16 protein-coding genes are annotated in these 21,580 nt (G+C 53.2%); 4 read left to right on the plus strand and 12 right to left on the minus strand.

Annotated elements, in window-relative coordinates:
• Positions 1-219 precede the first annotated feature (219 nt).
• Positions 220-3,258 carry an ATP-binding response regulator gene (locus DFP98_RS02455; RefSeq protein WP_246016388.1) on the plus strand — a complete coding sequence of 1,013 codons (3,039 nt, stop codon included), beginning with the start codon at positions 220-222 and terminating at the stop codon, positions 3,256-3,258.
• Positions 3,259-3,370: 112 nt separating this feature from the next.
• Here the strand turns inward: DFP98_RS02455 and DFP98_RS39415 are convergent, their stop codons facing one another.
• The 3 genes from DFP98_RS39415 to DFP98_RS02475 form a co-directional block, all read right to left on the minus strand.
• On the minus strand, positions 3,371-3,751 hold the full coding sequence (locus tag DFP98_RS39415) for a hypothetical protein (protein ID WP_220377044.1): 381 nt from the start codon (positions 3,749-3,751) through the stop codon (positions 3,371-3,373).
• 570 nt (positions 3,752-4,321) lie between these two features.
• Positions 4,322-4,666, minus strand: a complete 345-nt coding sequence (locus DFP98_RS02470; protein WP_246016389.1) for a DoxX family protein — start codon at positions 4,664-4,666, stop codon at positions 4,322-4,324.
• Positions 4,667-4,846: 180 nt separating this feature from the next.
• On the minus strand, positions 4,847-5,332 hold the full coding sequence (locus tag DFP98_RS02475) for a MarR family winged helix-turn-helix transcriptional regulator (RefSeq protein WP_116058983.1): 486 nt from the start codon (positions 5,330-5,332) through the stop codon (positions 4,847-4,849).
• A 68-nt stretch (positions 5,333-5,400) separates the two neighbouring features.
• Between DFP98_RS02475 and DFP98_RS02480 the strand changes: the two genes are divergently transcribed.
• A complete protein-coding gene (locus tag DFP98_RS02480; protein WP_116058984.1) occupies positions 5,401-7,017 on the plus strand; it encodes a helix-turn-helix domain-containing protein in 1,617 nt (538 codons plus the stop codon).
• A gap of 134 nt (positions 7,018-7,151) precedes the next feature.
• Positions 7,152-8,078, plus strand: a complete 927-nt coding sequence (locus tag DFP98_RS02485) for an ABC transporter substrate-binding protein (protein ID WP_116058985.1) — start codon at positions 7,152-7,154, stop codon at positions 8,076-8,078.
• Positions 8,079-8,180: 102 nt separating this feature from the next.
• On the opposite strand, the gene DFP98_RS02490 is transcribed toward DFP98_RS02485, so the two are convergent.
• Positions 8,181-8,798 carry a uridine kinase family protein gene (locus tag DFP98_RS02490; protein WP_181917441.1) on the minus strand — a complete coding sequence of 206 codons (618 nt, stop codon included), beginning with the start codon at positions 8,796-8,798 and terminating at the stop codon, positions 8,181-8,183.
• A gap of 173 nt (positions 8,799-8,971) precedes the next feature.
• Here DFP98_RS02490 and DFP98_RS02495 point away from each other — a divergent pair, with 173 nt between their 5' ends.
• Positions 8,972-10,867: a terpene cyclase/mutase family protein gene (locus DFP98_RS02495; RefSeq protein WP_116058987.1), complete on the plus strand. Its 1,896-nt coding sequence runs from the start codon at positions 8,972-8,974 to the stop codon at positions 10,865-10,867.
• 64 nt (positions 10,868-10,931) lie between these two features.
• On the opposite strand, the gene tatC is transcribed toward DFP98_RS02495, so the two are convergent.
• From tatC to DFP98_RS02540, 8 genes are all read right to left on the minus strand, one after another.
• A complete protein-coding gene (gene tatC, locus DFP98_RS02500) occupies positions 10,932-11,666 on the minus strand; it encodes a twin-arginine translocase subunit TatC (protein ID WP_116059278.1) in 735 nt (244 codons plus the stop codon).
• A gap of 652 nt (positions 11,667-12,318) precedes the next feature.
• Positions 12,319-12,522 (minus strand): twin-arginine translocase TatA/TatE family subunit, encoded by a 204-nt coding sequence (locus DFP98_RS02510; protein ID WP_116058989.1) that lies wholly within the window; start codon positions 12,520-12,522, stop codon positions 12,319-12,321.
• A 16-nt stretch (positions 12,523-12,538) separates the two neighbouring features.
• The gene (locus tag DFP98_RS02515) at positions 12,539-15,592 is read right to left on the minus strand and encodes an S-layer homology domain-containing protein (RefSeq protein ID WP_116058990.1); all 3,054 of its coding nucleotides are present in this window, start codon (positions 15,590-15,592) and stop codon (positions 12,539-12,541) included.
• 42 nt (positions 15,593-15,634) lie between these two features.
• The gene (locus tag DFP98_RS02520) at positions 15,635-17,902 is read right to left on the minus strand and encodes a right-handed parallel beta-helix repeat-containing protein (protein WP_116058991.1); all 2,268 of its coding nucleotides are present in this window, start codon (positions 17,900-17,902) and stop codon (positions 15,635-15,637) included.
• A gap of 67 nt (positions 17,903-17,969) precedes the next feature.
• Complete coding sequence (locus tag DFP98_RS02525; protein WP_116058992.1) at positions 17,970-18,848, minus strand: carbohydrate ABC transporter permease; 879 nt, start codon at positions 18,846-18,848, stop codon at positions 17,970-17,972.
• Between the two features lie 17 nt (positions 18,849-18,865).
• Complete coding sequence (locus tag DFP98_RS02530) at positions 18,866-19,786, minus strand: ABC transporter permease (protein ID WP_116058993.1); 921 nt, start codon at positions 19,784-19,786, stop codon at positions 18,866-18,868.
• A gap of 10 nt (positions 19,787-19,796) precedes the next feature.
• Positions 19,797-20,444: a type 2 periplasmic-binding domain-containing protein gene (locus tag DFP98_RS38840; RefSeq protein WP_181917442.1), complete on the minus strand. Its 648-nt coding sequence runs from the start codon at positions 20,442-20,444 to the stop codon at positions 19,797-19,799.
• Complete coding sequence (locus DFP98_RS02540) at positions 20,338-21,492, minus strand: extracellular solute-binding protein (protein WP_181917443.1); 1,155 nt, start codon at positions 21,490-21,492, stop codon at positions 20,338-20,340. The genes DFP98_RS38840 and DFP98_RS02540 overlap by 107 nt, the downstream gene beginning before the upstream one ends.
• Positions 21,493-21,580: the final 88 nt, after the last annotated feature.

Below are 21,580 nucleotides of genomic sequence, written 5' to 3' on the forward strand. Positions count from 1 at the left end.
CATAATAAAGGATTGATGTTTGGCTTGCAAGCTGTTTTCTTCGATAGGATGAAATCCGGCCGCCCGGAGGTACGAGGATTCTACGGAACGTTTGTCGAATTATGACGTATGGACACTCTCATATCTATCTTCAGAAAATATAAAAGCTTATGGTTATGCGTACTGTTGTTTGGGCTACTGTTCGGTTTGCGCTGGCTGTGGTCCGGGTTGCTGTTCCCCATGAACCAAACCGTCCAGGTTGCGGACGGCGTGCTCGATCTGCGCGGACTGGACTGGGACAAAGACGGACCGCTGACGCTAAACGGGGAATGGGATTGGTATCCGGGACGGCTACTGTCTCATGAAGAGCTGAAATCGGAAGTTGTGCCGCGGCAAACGCTGTCCGTTCCCGGAAACTGGGAAACATCGCCCAGTCAGGGTGGAAACAACGCCTACGGATACGGCACCTACCGGTTGCGGATTCTTACCGATCCCCTGAAGCGTCCGGTAGCCTTCTCGATCGGCAGCGTCAAGAGCGCCTCCGAAGCTGAAATTAACGGCAAGCTGGCGGGCGGTTCCGGGACAGTTACGGCTGACCCGGAGCGATACGAGCCGCTTAACCAATCCTATACGGCGGACTACTATGAAGCGGACGTCACAGAGATTGAACTGGTGCTGCGCGTGGCCAATTATGATTCGCCGATGTCGGGCGGGATTGCGCGCCCCGTGCTATTCGGGTTTCAGTCCGAAATAGCGTCAACCAGAAGCCATTCGATCGACTTCCAACTGATAACGGTGCTGATCATGCTGCTGCATGGTTTGTACGCAGGTATCGTCTATGCGCTTAAGCCGCAAAGCCGTCCTCTTCTGATCAGCGGTCTTGTCTATATCGCCGTTGGCCTTGTTGTAGCCAGCGGTCACGACAAGCTGTTGGCGACATGGATGCCGCTCAGTTATACGTGGAGTATTAAAATACGGATACTTGCGGTAATGCTGCAAAATCATTCGGTTCTGCTCATGTATCGACAGTTCGCCGGCATTCGGAGGATCAGCGCCGGATTTAAGACCTATACGTTCATGCTGCTGGGCCTCAGCCTCGGCACACTGTTCCTGCCGATATCGACGGTGAACCGGATGCTGGATTCCGGCGTTTATTTCCTCTCTTTCCTAATCCCGCTTGTTTGGTTCGCAGCGGCTGTGGGGAAACTCGTGTTCGGCAAAACGGAGGATAAGGATATCCATTTTATTCTGATTTCCGCCGTGTGCATTATATCCAATTTGATATGGGTTAACGAGATCGGTTTTGTGAAATCGTCGAGCGTTTACTATCCGACCGATCTGATTATTGCCGTTACCTCGTTCTCCGTGTATTGGTTCAAAAAATATATCCGCAACTCCAATGAAGTGGAGCGGCTATACGAGCAGTTAAAAGTCGCCGACAGAATGAAGGATCAATTCCTGGCGAATACTTCGCATGAACTGAGAACGCCTCTGCATGGCATTATGAATTTGTCGAACAGCGTCTATACGCGGGAATTGGACAAGCTCGAGGAGGACAGCCGGCAAGCTTTGGAACTGGTCGGAACGGTTAGCCGGCGCATGTCCAGGCTCCTCGACGACCTATTGGATCTGGCGCAGCTTCGGGAGCACCGCATTATCCTCCATCCCGAACCGCTTAATCTTCATGCCATCGTTCCTGGCGTTGCCGGTATGCTCAAATATATGACCGAAAATAAGCCGGTTCGGTTTCGCCTTGCGTTGGATAGCTCCTTGCCTCCCGTGTGGGCGGACGAGAAGCGGTTCGTGCAAATTCTCTATAATCTGCTGCACAATGCGTTTAAATTTACCGAGGAAGGCGAGATCGCGATATCGGCGGAATTGCTGAACGGGCAGGTCGAGATCCGGATAACCGATACCGGTGTCGGTATGGACGAAGAAACGCTATCCAGCCTGTTCGTCCCTTATGTGCAAGGGACGAACAGCAGAAGCGACGGCAGGGGCCTCGGCCTTGGCATGACCATTTGCAAGCAGTTCGTAGAGCTGCACGGAAGCGAACTGATCGTACAATCGGAGCCGGGTCGCGGCTCAACGTTCCGCTTCCGCTTGCCTGTGGCGGACGCAGCGGCGGAGATTGCGGCAGATACGGCGGCAAGGCACGAAGCGGTTGCGTCGGAAGCAGCGACTGCGGTCATGCCGATTGTATCGGCCGAATACCGCCTTCAGGACGGTACGGCCGATGAACAGACCGCCCGGGTCGCGTTGCCGGACTGGCTCCAGTCGCCGGATAGCCCGATTCGCATTCTGATTGTCGACGATGATCCGGTTAATTTGAATGTGCTTGCGGGCATTCTGTCAACAGAGCAGTATAGCGTCACCAAATCTATGTCGGGCCATAAAGCTTTGGAACTGCTGGCGGAAGAGGATTGGGACTTGCTGATTGCGGATGTCATGATGCCGGGCATGTCGGGGTACGAGCTTACGGAGAAGATCAGGGAGCGCCGTTCCGCCTCGGAATTGCCGGTGCTGCTGTTGACGGCGCGCAGTCAGCTGGCCGATATGTATACCGGCTTTCTGGTCGGGGCCAACGACTACGTGACCAAGCCTGCGGATGCCACGGAGCTGAAATACCGAATCCGCTCGCTCATTGGGTTGAAACGGTCGCTGTCGGAGCGGCTTCGAATGGAAGCGGCCTATCTGCAGGCGCAGATCAAGCCTCATTTTCTGTATAATACGATCAATTCTCTGATTTCCCTTGGCAATATGGATACGGAGAAAATGCGCGAATTCGGCGACGCACTCACCTCCTTTTTGCGACTTAGCTACGATTATTCGAATACGAACGCAAAGGTTGCTCTGGAGCATGAGCTGGAGCTCGTGCGAGCTTACTTATATATTGAACAGGAGCGTTTTGGGGATAGACTGGCGGTCATTCAGGAGATCGAACCGGGCATTCGTCTGTCTCTCCCGCCGCTATTGATTCAGCCGCTGGTGGAGAATGCCGTCCGACACGGAATTTTGAAGCGGACAAGCGGCGGCGTGCTGCGACTGAGGGTGGGGCGCACAGCTAGCGGCGTGTCCGTTGAAGTGCAGGACGACGGGATCGGTATGCCTTCCGAGCTGATCGAACGGCTGCTGAACCGACCCGATCCGTCATTCTCCGGAATCGGCATTGCCAATACGAACCGCCGCCTGATCCAGACTTACGGCAAGGGTCTGTCGATCAGGAGCGTGCCGGGGGAGGGAACCGTCGTTTCCTTTACCCTCCCGCAGCAGCCGTGAGCTTTGCAAGCGCCGACAAGCGCAAAATCAACCGTGTCTGGCCGAATCATCGGCTGGTTCGGCTTATCGTTGCCGCTGCACGCAAAGTTTGGCAATCCGAATTCCTTCGCTGCTATGGGCTTAATTGAACAATGGTTAAAGTGCGATTCGCATACCCTAAAATCGCAAAAAAGTCCGTACGGATGCTTGCTCCCACCGCGTCTCCCGCCATCAGGGAGGCTTGTGCGACAAACGTTGAGCTGCTTCTGTTCGATATATTAAAGAAAGTAGTCGTATCGCCGAAAATCGGCAGGCCATTGACGGTAATAATCCCCGTTAAATAGGGTTGATCCGGGTCCGGATTTACTGTGGCTTCCGCGTTAATAGATATCGTAATCTGGTAAATTCCGCTTTCTCCCACTACCAATTCATTGCCCGTCGGGCTAACTGAGATCGCGTTGGATAAAGGTCCGGCCACACTAAACAGTACTGGCGTGAAGGTTGCACCCGGCAACTCTATAACGGCTCCTCTTAGAGATCCGTAAGCTAAAACAACTTCCCCGGCGGGGCCTGTAGGGCCAGCAGGACCAACTGGACCGGCGGGGCCAACGGGACCGGCGGGGCCAACGGGACCGGCAGGACCTATGGGGCCGACAGAACCAACGGAACCGGCTGAGCCGGCCGGGCCTATAGGACCCGCAGGGCCAACGGGACCGACTGGGCCATTAGAGCCGGTTGGACCGGCTAAGCCTCTGGCACCGGCTGGACCGACGAGACCGGCAGGACCGGTTGGACCGGGGATACCGGCAGGTCCAATAGGACCGACAGGACCCATTCGCCGCTTACACTTCATACGTCTGACGCGTCCAATCCGCCCTCCTGCCCCTCTTTTATGAAAGGGACAGCAACATCTCTTTTTCCCGCAACGGCGCCTTAGTTTCACCTTGCGCTTTCGGCAATAACGTTTTTGGCCTGATGTCATTTCACCATCCCCTTCTGTCCATATATAATATATCCCGCCTCCTTAGTAGGACCTGTACGATTACCTACTTATGCGCAGAAACTGGACAAAATAGGTAGAGACCTAAAGACGCGAACGACGACGGAAATAGAAGACCCAAATAGAAAGACTGACGGACAGGAACAGGATTTGCATCAAGGTTCGGGGAATCAAGGCGTCCTCCGGGCTCGTCGCATGGCCGTTCACAGCTATGTACAGGTTGGCAGGAAACATAGCAACCAGTAAAAGCGATAGCCCGCCGGATGCCCATAGAACAGTAGGACGCCATAGTAAACCTACTGCCCCGGCTAATTCCAGTACGCCGGTGATCGTCACGATCAAATCGGGATAAGGCAAAATTGGAGGAACCATACCGATAAGCTCAGTTCGAAGGTATACGAAGTGAACCGATCCGGTCAGCATGAACATTGAGGCTAGCCCTCCCCTAAGCGCAACAGGCCATGGACGCAAGCGCTTTATTCCTGAAGCTCCTGCAACGAGGATGACGAGCGAGACGACAACAAGAGTTATAAGTGGCTCCATAAAATAACCTCCGCAAAATCGATTTTGATGTGTATAGATACTAAACACTTTTCTCAAAAAAATTTTTCATTCTTCTAGTTGTTTTTCTAGTTTGATAAAAAAATCTTTAATAAATTGCACCTTCTCATCGGGTGCATCTCTTAATACTCGCACGACCTTTTTTTTGAATTGTTTCTGGTAATCCAAATGGCGACTGTAGGCAATTTCCCCCTTAGGGGTCACCTTGAGAATTAACCTCGATTGATTGCGAATATCCTTTTCTTTGGTAACCAGCCCTTTCTGCTCAAGCTTTTTCAGTACTTGGGAGATTGCCCCTTTCGTAACTCCGCAGCGTTCGGCCAGCGCAGTAATATGAATCCCTTCATGCTCTCTGATTTCATTCAGCGTATAGATCTCGGAATGAAACAAAGGATCCTCTACGCCATAATCCCTGTTTTTTCTGTCCTGTCTGGCAAACGTTTTGAACACATCCCACAGGATGTTACTAATGTTCTCTTTTGAAAGCTCATCCTTATTCATCATAAAAGAAAGTGTATAGCTTCTAAACGCCATTGTCAATCGCCTTGATAATGATTATCATCATTAATGAAGTGAACCCGTAAATCGTCAGGAGCCCAGTGATGGAGATAAACTCATATTGTTATCATTTGGCGGGAATGGAGCGAATGGCGTATGAGCATGAACTACAGCTCCCGTTCTGCCCCGATCGGTACTCGCTGATTCTGATATTAAGCGGCAAAGGGCAAATTGAGATCGGTCGCGATTCCTCGTCCTTCTGTCCGCGGAAGCTTTACTGGTGCGGACCCGGCGAAGAGATCGCAATCCGGCCGGCATTGCGACAGTCCGTATGTCTGTATCGAATTTTATTTGATATTATCCGATTGCCCATCGACAAGGCGGGAAAAGCCGAAAAAGACGAGCCCCCTGTTCTCGCCTGGGGTAACCGCGAATTGACCATCTCCGATCCCGGCAAATCAATCCGTGTCGCACACGATATGCATAAAATCCTCTGTAAAGAAGCTTCAGAGGCAGAGCGAAGTTTTTTCAAGGCGCAGTCCTTGTTTTACGAATTGTTGGACATGATCGCAATCAGTTGTTCAGACGAAAGCATCTCGAGCACGCAGATGGAAGACGTTGTTGCCTATGTGCGCGCGCATTATGCCGACGTTCTGCCGCGGAACAGGCTTGCCTCCATGGCCGGCGTGCATCCCGATCATTTCTCCAGATTGTTCCGGAAAACAACGGGAAAAGGTTATGTTGACTTTGTGACGGAGATTCGCATTTCCAGAGCAAAAGAACGGCTGCTATCTACGAAAGAAGGCCTGTTGGAGATCGCCCGGAAAGTCGGCTACAAGGATGAATTTTATTTCAGCCGCAAATTTAAACAGATCGTCGGAACCGCGCCTACCGTTTATTTGAGGAAACCGAAAAGCATTTTCTCACTCGCGTGCAACTACACGGCCGGACTGCTTGTCGTCGGACATGTTCCTCCGCTTGGAAGCGTGACTCCCTGGATCGGGCAGCGCTACGGCAATGTGCTTCGTTCCCGGCCGTTCAAGCCGATTTACTGGGATACATGCGACATTCGCCGCTTGAAAGAGGAAGCGCGCCCGGACGTCATCGTGTGCCACGATAAGCAGTATGACGCGGAGCAGTTGGAGATGCTTCGCGAGATCGCCCCTACGCTGTCCATTCCGATCAAGGGCATGGACTGGCGGGAGCAGTTCATGACGGTGTCCGAGCTGGTGTGCGAAGCCGCCAAGGCCCGTCATTGGCTCGAACGCTACGACGCTTGGATCGATGCGACCCAACAGCGCTTGACCCGTCATATTGATCCTCGCGCGACCGTTCTGATTGTGGAGGTATGGGCCGACGAACTTATGGTGTTCGGCGATTCGTACGGGAGGGCCGGGCATATTGTGTACCAGTCGTTCGGCATGTCGCCCCCGAAAAGTGTCAAAGAGAGCGTTATGGCAGGAGCCGGCTACCAATATATCGGAAAGGAGCAGTTAGCCGAGTACGACGCCGATTATCTGTTCCTGATCGTTCATGAAGACCCGGCGAGTCGGCGCACAGCCGACCTGCTGCAGAAGAGCGAGCAATGGCGAACGCTCAAGGCGGTCAGAGACGGCCGAGCTTACGAGTTCGACGGGGGCATGTTCTACGGTTATGACCCCGCTTCAACCGAGGCGCAGCTGCAGCAGATTGAAAACCGCCTATCAGATTCCTCCAAATAAGTTGATCAGAATCGTTCATGTACAGTTCTATAAAAGGTTGGTATCGTATTTACTGATAATGATTCTCATTATCTGGCAGAGGCCAATAGAGAGAATTCGTTAAACAACCTTGAAACGGAGTGGAGTCAGGCTTTATGAAACGTATTCGTTCATTCTTCCTAGTTGCTTTATGTGCGCTCGCGTTTGCTGCGCTTATGAGCGCTTGCGCAGGCGGCAACAAGGATAACAAGCAGGAAGCGGAGCAAAAAACGGTCGTCGACGACGCCGGTCATCAGGTCGTAATGCCTGCCCATCCGCAGCGTATCGTTGCGCCCTATTTGGAAGACCCGTTGGTGGTGTTGGGCATCAAGCCGATTGCCCAGATTTTATACGGCAATGTCGAACAAAATTACTTGAAAGACCAGCTTTCGGATGTGGACATAATCGATACGACCGATGTGGGGCTTCCGCTGGAGAAGCTGGTCGAATTGTCCCCCGACTTGATTATTGTGGGCAAAGGGATGGCATCGGAAGACGCGTACGAACAATACGCCAAAATTGCTCCGACCTACGTGATCGACAATATCGACAAAAACTGGAGGGAGACGCTGCTCGGTCTGGCCGATCTGCTCGATAAAAAGCAAACCGCGGAGGAGAAGCTCCAGGCTTACGATCAAAAAGTGGAACAGGCCAAGGAGAAAATCCGGCAGAAGGTCGAGAACAAGACGGCGGCGATTGTCGTGCTCACAGAGAAAGAATTTTACACGATGGGACATGTGCAGGGCGGCAGGCTTTTGTTCGACGAGGTTGGCGTTCAGCCCCATCGTCTGACGCCGTCGCAAGAAGAGTGGAATACGTTGTCGTTGGAGAAGCTGAACGAGTTGGATGCGGACTATATTTTCATCATTAAGACGGAGCGCTACCAGACCTCGGAGCTGGAACGAAGCTCGCTGTGGACGAGCCTGACTGCCGTCCGGGAAGGCCGAACGTTCGAGGTCGAATCCGGCATCTGGCAATATTCCGGCTTAATCTGCAACGAGCTGGGACTGGCCGACATCGTGCAAGCCATCTCGGCAGAGTGACCGGCTGACGCTATTAAGCAGGACCTTTCAGTGGACGGCGGATCGTCTCCCGAAAGGTCCTGCTTTTTGCATGTAGTCCCTCAAAATCTAAACAACATTAGATTAATGGTTAATCACAATTAAATCGAATGTTCCTGATGGACGCAGAACTGTAAAATAGTAGTCCTCAGCGGGGTCCCATCGAAGATGCCAGTCCAAATCGTCGTTACCCTCTCTCGTATTATGCCTATGGCGGCGAAGTTCGGACGGTACGTCCACGAGAACTGTAAGATGATTAACATCGGATAGTTCAAGGAGAGAGCTATAAATGCCATCAAGGATAATTACCTTTGAAGGCTCAATGGTGACCAAGTGCGATGCCGATCCATTGACGGATGAAACGGAATAGTAAGGACGATATTGGGCTTCCCTACCTTCTAACAGCGGCAATAATGCTTCATTGTACAAACGATCCCAGTCAATGCAACGACGGCATTTTTGCTCCAATGAGTATGTATCCCAATCCTTATCAGGGACAGCCGCATCGAAAAAGTCATCGCAATGAATTACCGCTGCATCCAACTGCAAAGCAACCTCAGCAGCAAGCGTAGATTTGCCTGCTCCGCTTCCTCCGTCCAACGAAACGACTAAAGGATACCCGTCAATCAGACGGCGATCAATTGCAGACACAATGGACTGAACGGCTTTCAGTGAATGAGCTGACAGATGGTTCTTTTCCACGTTTAACACTTCCAAACTTTAAAAGAGATTTTGAGCTAAGCAACCCCGTCGGCATCCGTTCCTTCATGTTATCATCCTTCGAATGCTGAAAACAATAACATGCGGCAAGCCAGTTCCTTTAATCCCACGTTGCCATATATTGATTAAAACGCCTCCGGAGGTACTGTGTGGGAATGGGAAATGTAATCAGCGAGATAGACGAAGAAATCCAACGACTAGCATCCAATGTGGTTCGTCAGCAGTACCCTGACGGTTCATGGCGTTATTGCTTCGAGAACGGCATATCGATCGATGCTTATACGATAATCCTTATCCGCGTGCTGGAGATTGAAAGCGAAGAAGCTTTGATCCGCCGGCTGCACGATCGAATACTCGGTGCTCAACAGCCAGAAGGTCATTGGCAGTGGTACCGGGATGAGCAGAATGGGAATCTGTCGTTAACGGTTGAAGCCTATTGCGCCCTTCTCTTCTCTCGTTTCAGCCACTCTTCGGATGCTCCGTTGCAGAAAGCCGAACGTTACATCAGATCCCAAGGCGGGCTCGGCAAAACCGCCAATATTCTGACCAGATGCATGCTCGCAGCCACCGGACAAACCAAATGGCCCTTGTCTCTAACCTCCATCCCGTTAGAGATGCTTCTCCTCCCCGACTCTTTTCCGATCAACTTCTTCGAATTTTCGGGGTATTCGAGAGTACACCTTGCTCCGATGCTGATCATGGCGCATCGCCATTATTCTGCACGTACGGGTGACACTCCTGAATTGGACGCGCTTCGTACCGATCGATCTCCGTCGGAAGCTCGGCCGTCCCGAGGGGTTCGGGAATGGCTTGACCGGCTGCAGGTCGGCGTGAGCAAGCTGATTGGAGCCCCCAAAGCTCTTCACGAATCCGCGCTCGCCAAAGCCGAAAAGTTTATGCGCGATCGGATCGAAGCGGATGGAACTTTATACAGCTATGCCAGCTGCACCTTTCTCATGGTTCTCGCGTTGCTTGCTCTCGGCTATGACAAGCGCCATCCCCTCATCGCCAAAGCCGTGCGCGGACTGATCGGGATGCGCTTCCGGACGGAAGAGGGGACGACGATCCAGAACTCTCCGTCGACCGTATGGGATACCGCTCTTCTGGCATATGCACTACAGGAAGCGGGAGCGACGGAGCATCATCCCGCGGTTCGCAACGCCTCCTCGTACCTGCTTGGGCTACAGCACCGCAAACCGGGCGACTGGACTCGGCATAATCCCAATCCGGTTCCCGGAGGGTGGGGATTCTCGGAAACCAATACGATCAATCCCGACGTCGACGATACGACCGCAGCCCTGCGAGCGATCCAGAAACTCGCGCGATCCGATTCAACTTATCGAGAATCGTGGAATCGCGGGCTCAACTGGGTTCTGTCCATGCAAAACCGGGACGGAGGCTGGCCCGCATTCGAAAGGAACGTGGATCAGCAGCTGCTCACCTTGGTCGCGATCGAAGGCGCCAAGTCTGCCGCCATCGATCCGTCGGAGGCCGACCTGACGGGACGAACCTTAGAGTATTTAGGCAACTTTACAGGGCTGGGTAGAAAGCATGGTTTTGTAAAAAAAGCTGTCGATTGGCTGGTTGAGCATCAGGAGGAAGACGGATCGTGGTATGGAAGATGGGGCATCTGTTATATTTACGGCACATGGGCCGCGTTGACCGGATTAACCTCTGTAATCGATTCCCCCGAGCGGCACGAATCGATCCGTAAAGGAGCTCAATGGCTGCTGCAAATTCAGAACGACGACGGAGGCTGGGGAGAATCGTGCAGCAGCGACCGTCAACGCCATTACGTCCCGTTGGGGAAGAGCACGCCCTCGCAAACCGCTTGGGCGATCGACGCGCTCGTATCCGTCTATCCGGAGCCAACGCCCGCACTAAACCAGGGAATTCGCAGGCTGATTGCGCTGCTTCACGATAACGATTGGCCGACTTCCTATCCGACAGGCGCCGGCCTCCCGGGGCATTTCTATGTCCGCTATCACAGCTATAATTCGATATGGCCTCTCTTGGCGCTAAGCCATTATCGTAATAAATACGGAAAATAAAAAATCCGTGCGAGCACGGATTTTTACGACACCTGTTATAGACGCAGACGATGGATTGCCAAGTTCATCCGAGTTCATCTTCCCATCGCTTATCCGTCTCCACTTGCTTGCGATAGATCGTGCCGGACAGCCATACACTTAGCTCATACAAGGCGATGAGCGGGATAGAGACCAATATATCCGAGATAAAATCCGGCGGCGTAATCGTTACCCCCGTTACCACCATGACAAAGTAGGCGACTCTTCGCATCTTGCGCAGCCTTATCGGATTAACGATACGTATCGCCGTCAAAAACATAATCACAAGCGGCAGCTCAAACAAAAGTGAAATCGGAATCACAATATGGAACAGAAACGCGAAGTATTGGGCTATGCCATAGGTTTCTTGCAGCTCCAGCTGCCCTGCCACCATTCTTGTGAAATCAAATGCTAGCGGAAATACGACAAAATAGGAAAAAGCAAGGCCGAGCAACAGCATCATTAGCGCCAAAGGCACATATTTAAGCGAAGAACGCTGTTCATTCTTGCTCAGTCCGGGTTTCACGAACGCCCATAATTGATAAATCGTAAACGGGAATGTAACAATCATCGCAATAACAAAAGCGAATTTCATGTACATGCCGATGCCGTCCCACAACGAAAACGCATGTAAAGCTATCGCATTGGCAGTATGCCGATCTATCAGAAAGTTGTACGCCGGCTTGGCCAACACCACGCCAATAACAAGGCCGATCGTTAACATAAGGAGTACATAAATCAACCGCCTGCGCAGCTCGTTCAAATGATCAAACAAAGACATCAAACTGCCTTCGGCCTTTCCATCGCCATGGCTATAGTCTTGTTGCGTTTCTGTTGCAGCTATGGCCAAGCTGTCCACCTCCCGAGTCTGTCTGTTTCACCTAGCCACCGGCAAGGCACTTTTTTTGCCTCCGCACCCCCGCCAGTCCGCCAGCGAGGCACTTTTTTTGCCTCCACACTCCCGTCCGGCCACCGGCAAGGCACTTTTTTGCCTCCACGCTCCCGCCAGTCCGCCAGCGAGGCACTTTTTTGGCCTCCACACTTCCGCCAATCCGCCAGCGAGGCACTTTTTTGGCCTCCACGCTCCCGCCAGTCCGCCAGCGAGGCACTTTTTTGGCCTCCACGCTCCCGCCAGTCCGCCAGCGAGGCACTTTTTTGGACTTTTTTGGCCTCCACGCTCCCGCCAGTCCGCCAGCGAGGCACTTTTTTGGCCTCCGTTCCTCAGCGCCCCCGGCTGCGCCGCTAAAGCACAACCTATTGGTCTAGATCATAGAGCGACAAGTTTATCTGAACCTAACAACACACCGTTGCCATACACGGCCCCGCTGGGTCCCACGTTCAAGAAAAAAGCGGCCCGATCCATCCGGCAACCGCTTTTTCCCTTCTCGTTATTCCGCGCCTAGCTTACTATAACTCGTTACACTGCGCCTGAATTACAGCCGTTTCTCGCCATCAATTGCCCGAGGCTCCTGCTTGTCAGCTACGTCCAACTCCTCGATCAGCGGCTTCGTTCCCGCTCTAAATTCGTGCAGCGTTCGACCAACTGCCCGCCCCAGCTCCGGCAGCTTCTTGGAACCAAAAAGCAGCAGAGCAATCAGCACGATCATCACGATACCCGTAGGCCCAATTCCCATCATGGCGATTCGCCTCCTCTTAGTTGATGAACCCAGCCGTTTGCAGCACTCGCTTGATCACAACCGCCGCTTGTGCGCGAGTAGCCAAATCATGAGGCGCAAACCGCTTACTGTTTATACCTGTAATGACGCCAGACTTCACCATTTGCGCTACCGCGACCTGCGCCCAAGAGCTGATTGCAGCTTGATCCTGGAATCCAGCCGTGAGAGGCAGTAGTTCTCCTGTTACGGCAATCGGTTTGTCCACAAATGCTAACGCGCGGGAGAGCATCACAGCCATCTGCTCTCTTGTGATCGTATCGTTCGGCCGGAATGTCTCGTCCCCGAAGCCGGTGACGATTTGCGCCTTTACCGCTGTGCGGACGGCGCCCGCAAACCAGTCGGTATCCGCAATATCTGCAAAGGTATGACCAACAGAAGCCGATTCTGCCTCAAGCCCCAGTGCACGAACGATCAGGCTGGCAAACTCTGCACGCGTCACCTTGCCTTCCGGAGCAAAGTCCGTTAGCGTACGTCCGTTAACGATATGTTTAGAAGCAAGCAGCTCCACATCGGCTTGCGCCCAGTGGCCTTGCAGATCGGCAAAGGACTGCTTCGACTGCACAATCGCGTACAGACCGTTCCCTGGGTGGAAAATATTCATCTCTGCGCCCCCGAGCGTAAAGGTGGAAGGCACAAAGGAGAACGCTCCGGTCTGCGGATTAAACCTGACTGCCGTCGTCTGCGCAGAATGAAGGGCATTGCCCGCCGTAAGGATACTTCTGCTCACATACGTACGCCCGAAGTCGGTGAATACTTGACTGCTGCCGTTCGTCTCGATGCGCAGGGTGAAGTCCATGATGTCTCCGATCAGCGTCATGCCGGCCGCTTCGGCCTGCTTGGAGATCCGGTCTTTGGCTGCGCCTGCGATCGTCTCCATCGTAAGGAAAACAGCGGCGTTGTCCAGCTTCCCGCCAAGCTGCTTCAATTGCGCAGTTAACGTCGGGAAGTTGAGCGGCAAGGTGTAGCGGCCGTTCGCCGTCTTGATCTCCATAACGGCGTTCCGATTCTCGTCGGCTGCGGCAACAAGCCATGCAGCCGGAATCCCGACCTTGCGAATCGCTTCCGCACCCGATAATTCAAACGTGATCGTTTGTGACCCCGCCGTTTTTCCTTGCAACATACCGAGCGCTTTCGTCAGCGCATCCGTGTGCAGCATGGCGGTCGCTTCCGCTTGGCCTCCCGGCCCTTCAGTCGTCTGCAGGGTTGCGGCCTGATCGGTAAGCGTCGCACCGCTCGCCGTCTCAATCACGTCTTTAAGCTCCGGCTTTACTTCGCCCGTCTGCCCCGGCGTACTTGTACCCGGCGTCGGCGAAGGGTTGTCCGTAATCGGCGCTTGGGCTCGTCTCACGTTTACCGTGTAGATCTTGCTCGTTAAACCGTCCTGCGCCGTCGTAACCAGAATCACCGGGTTGACGCCGGTATGCAGACCGATTGAACTCGAAACCCCGCCGCTGTACGGTTGCCCGTTAAGCAGCAACGATGTCGCCGGACCATAAACAGCCGCTGTCACCTGGATGTTGGAAACGGCATGTCCGACTTCAACGAAATAAGTCAGAATGTCCGGATCAAACGAAGGCTGCAGCACGCCTCGACTGACACTCAGCCCGCTCAGGTCGGCATTCGATTCCGCAGCGGCATCGTCGGAACGGTAGATCGTTACCGTATAACTCCGGCTGGTCAGCCCGTCCGCCGCATGAACGACAATCGGCAGCACGTTGGCTCCCGGCTGCAGGCTCACCGGAATTTCCGCGTGATTCCCGTACACTTGCGCGTTGACCGACAAGCTCGCAGTTGTATCGTAGGTGTCCGCAGTTACGATGATCTGCTCGACCTCAAGTCCCACATGCACCGTATAGCTATGAACGCCCGGATCAAAGGCGGGACTCAGATTTCCTGCGCTTACGGATAACGCGCCCAACTCCGCGGCCGCGGCTCGCTGCTCCTCCGAAATCACGGTCACTTCATCGCTGTTGAAGTTCGCCACATACACGCTGCTTCGTTCCGCATTCACGGCGACCGCAATCGGATTCCTTCCCGCCGCGATCGTGGAAGTTGTCAGGCTCGCGCCATCGATCACCGTCACATCGTTGCTGTGATAATTCGCGACATAAATCTGATTCGTCTGCGCGTTCACCGCAAGCGCAGCAGGTCCGGCCCCGACCGCTACTGTGGAGAGGCTATGCGTAGCGCCGTCAATCACCGTTACGCTGTTGCTGCTTGTATTGGCCACATAAATGATGCCGGTTGCCGGGTTGACTTCCACCGCTGTCGGCGTAACGCCTACATTCAGCGTAGAGCGCGTTGTCCCATCCGTTACCGTGACGGTGTTGCTGTAGAAGTCGGCCACATAGACGCTGCCTGTTAACGGATTGACCGCCAAGGCGTTCGGGCCGGCTCCAGTCGAGATGGCGGAGACGCTGTTGGTTGCGCCGTCGATGATTGTCAACGTATCGTCGTCCACATTCGCCACATAAATCTTGTTCGCCGCTTCGTTAATCGCCAGAACGAACGGACTTTCCCCGACCTGCACCGTTAACGTATTCGTACCGGGAGCGGCCCCGTCAATGACTGTAACGGTATCGCTGCCCAGGTTCGCGACATAAATCTTGTTCGTCGCCGGATTGACCGCTATCGCCATCGGCAGGCTTCCCGTCTCGACCTCTATGGTGCTGTTCGTTGCGCCGTCGATCACGGTTACCGTATCGCTGTCCGCATTCGCCACATAAATTCGATTCGTCAGCGAGTTCACGGCCACCGCATAGGGCGTTGTTCCCGTCGCAACATTCGCCACCGCGACAACGCCACCGCCACCTGTATCCTCCAGCACGGTCACGCTGTCGCTGTCGGCATTGGCGATATAGACCCGGTTCGTCGCCGAATTGACGGCAACGGCATGCGGCCCTCTGCCAGCCGCAATGCTGGAGGCAGAAGCTGCGGACGCTTGCGAGGTCGGCCATCCTGCGGCAAGCAGCAGCAAGATGAGCATTCCTGTTAAGCCGCGACGCAGCAGGAGGCTTGCTTGAGCCTTCATGAATCACCAATCCTTTTCAGTCGTTTTCTGTGAAGCCGGATTTTAGTATCTCTCAACTTCCGCTGCTACTCTGTCAAATATATTGCTAGAGAACAGCGGAGTATTGACAGTGTCGGGGGACGACCACTTAATGCCGACGGTTGACGCCTTATCGTTCCCTAGCAGCACATTTTGGCAGACTACCGTCATCCTTGCGTCTTCTCCATTCACGTTGTCCAGATAGATTCCTTTGGCGAATGGCTCCAACAAGTCAATCGTATTGCCGACGATGCGAATCAGATGATTCAAATACGGCCAATTTTGAATGTAAATCCCGTTGCTGGATGTTCGGATAAGGTTATTTTGAATGAAAATATCGTCTATTCCATTCACATACATACTTTTGAAATAGTTGTTGGTAATAAAAGCGTTTTTATTCGAGCCGGTCAACGGGTTTAACACGATGTCATTCACGTCGTTATCATGAATGATCAGCTTGTTGGCGCCGTCCTGTCCTCGCATCTCAATCAGTTCCATATTCCGATTCGCTTCTATCGATAAGGCTTCTATCGCCGATGCAGCGATATAGAGCTTCCCTCCGTTGAAGTTGTTGCCCGAAACCATCGCGGAAGCGTCCGTCAAATCTATGGGATCGTTATGAGCGAATGCGACGCTATAAAATTTGCCTTGATCCGAATGGCTGGCTTGCTTGAGCGTATTGTCTTTGATGATGAGATTTTTGCAAAACGGGCCAGTGCCCCCCTGCACCAATTTGATGCAGGCCGACGGTTCCGTATTAAAATTGATAATATCGTTATTGCTGATGATCAAATTGTTGGCGTTCGCGTTGCCAATGAGGATGCCCTGATCGGATTTCGAACGAATGATATTGCCGGAAATCGTACAGCTCATCCCCGGAGTCGTCCATACGACATAGGAGCTTGCGTGCGCCCTGTTAAACCCGGAGCTATCGCTTATATTCCCCGTTACCGTATACTCCGACCGCTCGAACGGATTCACCGCAAGCGTAATATCCGATACGATCAATTCGTGCACATCGCGCTGAATAAAACGGGACGTATTCCCGGTTATCGTCGCTTTTTTGACATGCTCCATCCACATGCTCGAAGCCGGATTATTGCATCGCAAGCGGGGATGGTTATGCTCGATCACATTGCCCGACACTGTCATTTCAGGCTCAATCGCCGTAAACCGCTCGCCGACAATCGCAATTCTGTTAATGTTAATGAAGGAATTGTTAGCGACCGTCCCTTTTTCCGCAAAACAATAAACGCCGTCGCCATACTCGTGATTCCATTTATCCGTACCGGAGAAGCTGGCGGCTGCGCCCTCTACATAGAACTGCTCCGGCAAGATGCCAATATCGTGGAAGTGGCAGTCATGCACGTGTACGTTCTTGCAATTCCATGTCCAGACGGCATTCTGGGCAATATTCTCAAACCGGCTCTCTCTGATAAAAACGGTATGATTGCCTTCTCCAAAATAACCGTCTCCATGAATATTGCGGAACAAACAATTGTCGATCAAGGTGTTCCCGGCATACGACTTGATCGCTGCATAGTTGTTGATGATGTTGACGGTTTTGAAATCGAACTGGTCGCCTTTAAATCTCCAGTGACTCTGCAAGCTGTCCCGGTTGCCGTCGAAGATCACATTCTGAATCGTTACGGATTCTCCGCCGCATAGGAATAAGTGGAAGGCAGCGGTATGATCCCCGCCCTTCTTAATCACCGTTCCGGGCGACCCGACAATGTCAATAGATTCAATCAGCAGGGAGGCCGTAATGAGATAGGTGCCGCTCGCAAAATGCAAAGGGCAACGATTGTCTTCACAATACGCGAGCGCATTCTGGATCGAGGCCGTATCGTCTGTCGCTCCGTCCCCTTTCGTTCCGAACCATTTTACGTGCACAGGTCCGTCAAAAATTCGTTTAAACCTTGCTCCGGAGGTCGAGACCAGCACCGTTCCGGTATTATCCTGGGTACTCGTATCGGCGGCATTGTAGTAGAACATGCCTTCCATGCCCGAGTCTTTCACAAAATAAACGAGCTCGGCGGCTGGCTGCGTATTCGCTCTTAATGCGGCTACCGTTGTCGTCACGACCAAATTCTGATTCATCAGGTCTTTTACTTTCGCGCGGTTGTCCGGCGAAGCTGCATAGGCTTTCGTCGGCAACCCGGCGATCAGCCCCGACGAAGCGAGCGCTACGCCCGCCATCCCTAATGAAGCGAGCAGCTTTCGCCTGCTGATTAGCCCTTTTTCCTGCTCCTGATTATGCGACTCGGCCGATTCTACTTTGTGTTTTCCCATCGTATTCCCTCCTTATCCCTATTCGCTTCCGTCTCTTGCAAACTCCTAGCTTGATGACGTCGCGCGGTTACTCCTTAATTGCGCCAATGACGATGCCATTCACAAAATATCTTTGAATAAACGGATACACCGCCACAATCGGAAGCAATGAAATAAAGATTTGCGCGGCTTTGACCGTTCGTTCGGAAATGTTCACCAAATCCGACGGATTCAGCGATATTCGCGTAAAATCGGCGCCCACGATAATCGATTGCAGCAGCGTGGCCAGAGGCCATCTCTCCGATTGCGTCATGTAGATCAACCCGTCGAACCAGGCGTTCCAGTGCCCAACCATCGTAAACAGACTAAGCGTAGCGATGGCAGGCAGCGAAATCGGCAAGTAAACGCTCCACAATACTCTCATATAGCCGGCCCCGTCCATGAATGCCGCTTCCTCAAGCTCTTTGGGCAATGCGCGGTAGAAATTCAACATCAAAATCATATTCCATACACTCACGAACCCAGGGAGCAGCAGCGCCCACAACGTGTTCATCAGGTGCAGCTTCTGGATCAAAATATATCCCGGAATCAGACCGCCGCTGAACAGCATCGTGAACACGAACAACCACACATACAACGTCCGGCCTTTGAATTCATTCGCCGGTTTCGAGAGCGAATAGGCGCTTGCCACCGTAATCGCCATACCGATCGCCGTACCTAGCAGCGTGCGCTGTACGGTGACGATAATCGATTTGCCGAAGTTCGAATTGGCCAACGTTTTCAGATAAGCGTCCGTTGTGAAGTCGATCGGCCATAAGGTGACGATATTGGCGTTCGCCGCCGCGCTGGAGCTGAACGATACAGCCCAGACGTGAACGAGCGGCAGCACGCACACCAAGGCGATCAGCGCCAGCAGTACGGCATTAAACCAATAGAACGTGCGGTAAGATTTATTTTTGTAAAACACCCCAGCGGCCTCCGAATCTAAAAGATGGTGTATCTTGCGAATTTGTAGGCCAAGCGGTAAGAGACGACGATAAGAACAAACCCGATTACCGATTTGAATAAACCGACCGCCGTGGCGAAGCTCATCTGGCCGCTAAGAATTCCCGTACGGTACACGAACGTATCGATAATATCGCCTTTGCCGTATACGAGCGGAGTGATCAGATTGTAGATCTGATCGAAGCCTGCGTTCAGCACGTTGCCCAGCGACAAGGTGAACACGACGATGATCATAGGCAGAATCCCCGGCAGCGTAATGTGCAAAGTCATCTTCAGCCTGCTCGCCCCGTCCATCTCCGCCGCTTCATAGAGCGACGGGTTAATGCCGGCGAGCGCGGCCAGAAACACGATCGTGCCGAACCCGAACTCCTTCCAAATATCGGACACGACAATCGTAATCCTGAACCAGTCGCCGTTGGCCAGAAACAGCACAGGCTCGATCCCGAACAGATCCTGGAGCAATCCGTTCACAATGCCTTTGACTGCCAGTACGTCGATCAGCACGCCCGACAGGACGACCCATGAAATAAAGTGCGGCAAGTATACGATCGTCTGCACCGCCTTCTTGAAGAAGCGCTGACGAACTTCGTTCAGCAGCAGCGCGAACAGGACGGATGCGACTAAACTGAACAACAATTTGGCAATCGCGATGACAGCCGTATTTCGGATGACCTGTATACTATCGGGCCGGTCGAGCAGCAGGCGGAAGTTGTCCCAGCCGACCCATGGCGAATTGGCGAAGCCTGTCCACGGCTTGTAATCCTGAAAAGCGATGACCAAGCCGCCCATTGGCAAGTAGTTGAACAGGATAACCAGCAGCAAGGCTGGGAGCAACAATAGGTGCAGCGGCCACGTTCTGCTGAAATTCCAGCGGGCGGCTTTCTTTGCTTGTGAATTCATCGTTACCGCCTCACGGATTTACGGACGCATACCAGGCGTTGACTTCCTGGAGAATTTGCTCGCCGCCGCCAGCTTGCCAGTCTTCAACAAACTTGTCGAACGCATCGATCGGCAGTTCGCCAAACACAATTTTACTGAACGTTTCGCTTTCCAGCTTGGACAAGTAGTCGCCTTTGGTCAGCATCGTTGGAGTCGGCACGCCTTTGAACTGGTTATAGATGGCGCGATCCTTCACCTGATCGAGCAGCGCTGCCGCTTCCCACGTTTCCTTCGGATAAGCACCCGACGCATAAATCTCGGCAGGCGTTGTCGGCTCGACGCCCGAGTGAAGCTTGACCATGTTGTTGAACAATGCGTCGGCATTCGCCGGAGGCGGCACGATGAAGTTGCGGCGGATGTCCAGAAGACCGCCTTCCACCTTGGACCCGTCATACACCGGCTTCCCGTCTTGCATCACGTAGTCGTATCCTTCAAAAAATCCGTTCGCGAACTCGCTGCCGGGAATGAAGTTCATGCCTTCGTACAGCTTGTTCAAATAGACGAATAGCGCGTCAACATGCTTGAAATCCTTGTTTACGACAACAAAGCTGTTGTCGACGCCGATTCCTCTGAATCCGATTGTTCCATCCGCAGCGGATGGAACCGAATGCGCCCTCATCTCCGCTCCCGGATTGATCTTCGCCACGTCCTGGATCGGCCACACGATTTGCCAATATGGGCCGGGCAGAATGCCGGATTTGCCATTGGTTACGAGCGCCGCCGCTTCGCCTCCGCCTTGCGAGAAAGCGTCCTTGCCGACATAGCCTTTCTGCATCCAATCGCGCAGTTTGGCGAGCGCCTGCTTCGCTCCGGGCTGCGTCGAGCCGTAGAAGCTTGCCGTCCGCCCCCTTGATATAGAAGCCGGGCATCGCGCCATACGCTCCGAACAGCCAACTCGTATCCGCCATGTTCTGATTAAAGCCATTGGCAAAGCCGAGGGAAATGCCGACCGTATCCTTCTCGTTGTTCCCGTCGGGATCTCGATTGACGAAGGCGTCCATTACCGCCTCCAAATCCTCGATCGTCTTCGGCGCCTGCAACTCAAGCTTCTTCAGCCAATCTTCACGAAACCAGAACAAGGGCTCATTCTGGTGCCTGGACTCAAGAACCGGCAGTGCGTACCGTTTGCCGTCCTTCATCCCTTTGTACCAGAGCGTGGCATCGCTTAGCGACGACTTGAATTCGTCCGAGGCATACTTGTCGAACGCTTCGCCGAGGTCCATCAGCTTTCCGGACTGTGTGAGATCTGCGACCAGTTGCTGATCGTATGTAAACAGCACGTCCGGCAGCGCCTCATTGGATGACAGAGCCAGACGGATTTTTGATGAACACTGATCCTCCTTCGTCATCCACATGTACTTCACGTCGATGCCGAGGCTTTCCTTGGCCCACTTGGTCGCAACGTTGTTTTCCTGCGTTTCGTCCCCTTTGAACAGCTCCGTTCCGACCACACACCCCACGGTATTAATCGTAACCGGCGGATCGAACTTGCCGTTCGTGCCGCTGCCGGTTTCTTCGCTGGCGCTGGCCTGCGCAGTTGCACTCGCCGTCGGTTCGTTCGTTGGCGAGCTTGTCCCGTCGTTGCCGGAGGACGAACATGCCGTTACCAGCGAGAGCAGCAGGGTCGTCGCGATGGCAATAGAGATCGATTGTTTCTTGAGTTTCATTTTGTTACCCCTTCCGTGTTGTGGTTGGTACTCCCTCATTCTAGCCCCGGAAATCGGCAGCCCGAAATATAAGATCGAGGATAAAAGT

It is taken from the genome of Cohnella phaseoli (assembly GCF_003386235.1).
In the GTDB taxonomy this organism is placed as follows: domain Bacteria; phylum Bacillota; class Bacilli; order Paenibacillales; family Paenibacillaceae; genus Cohnella; species Cohnella phaseoli.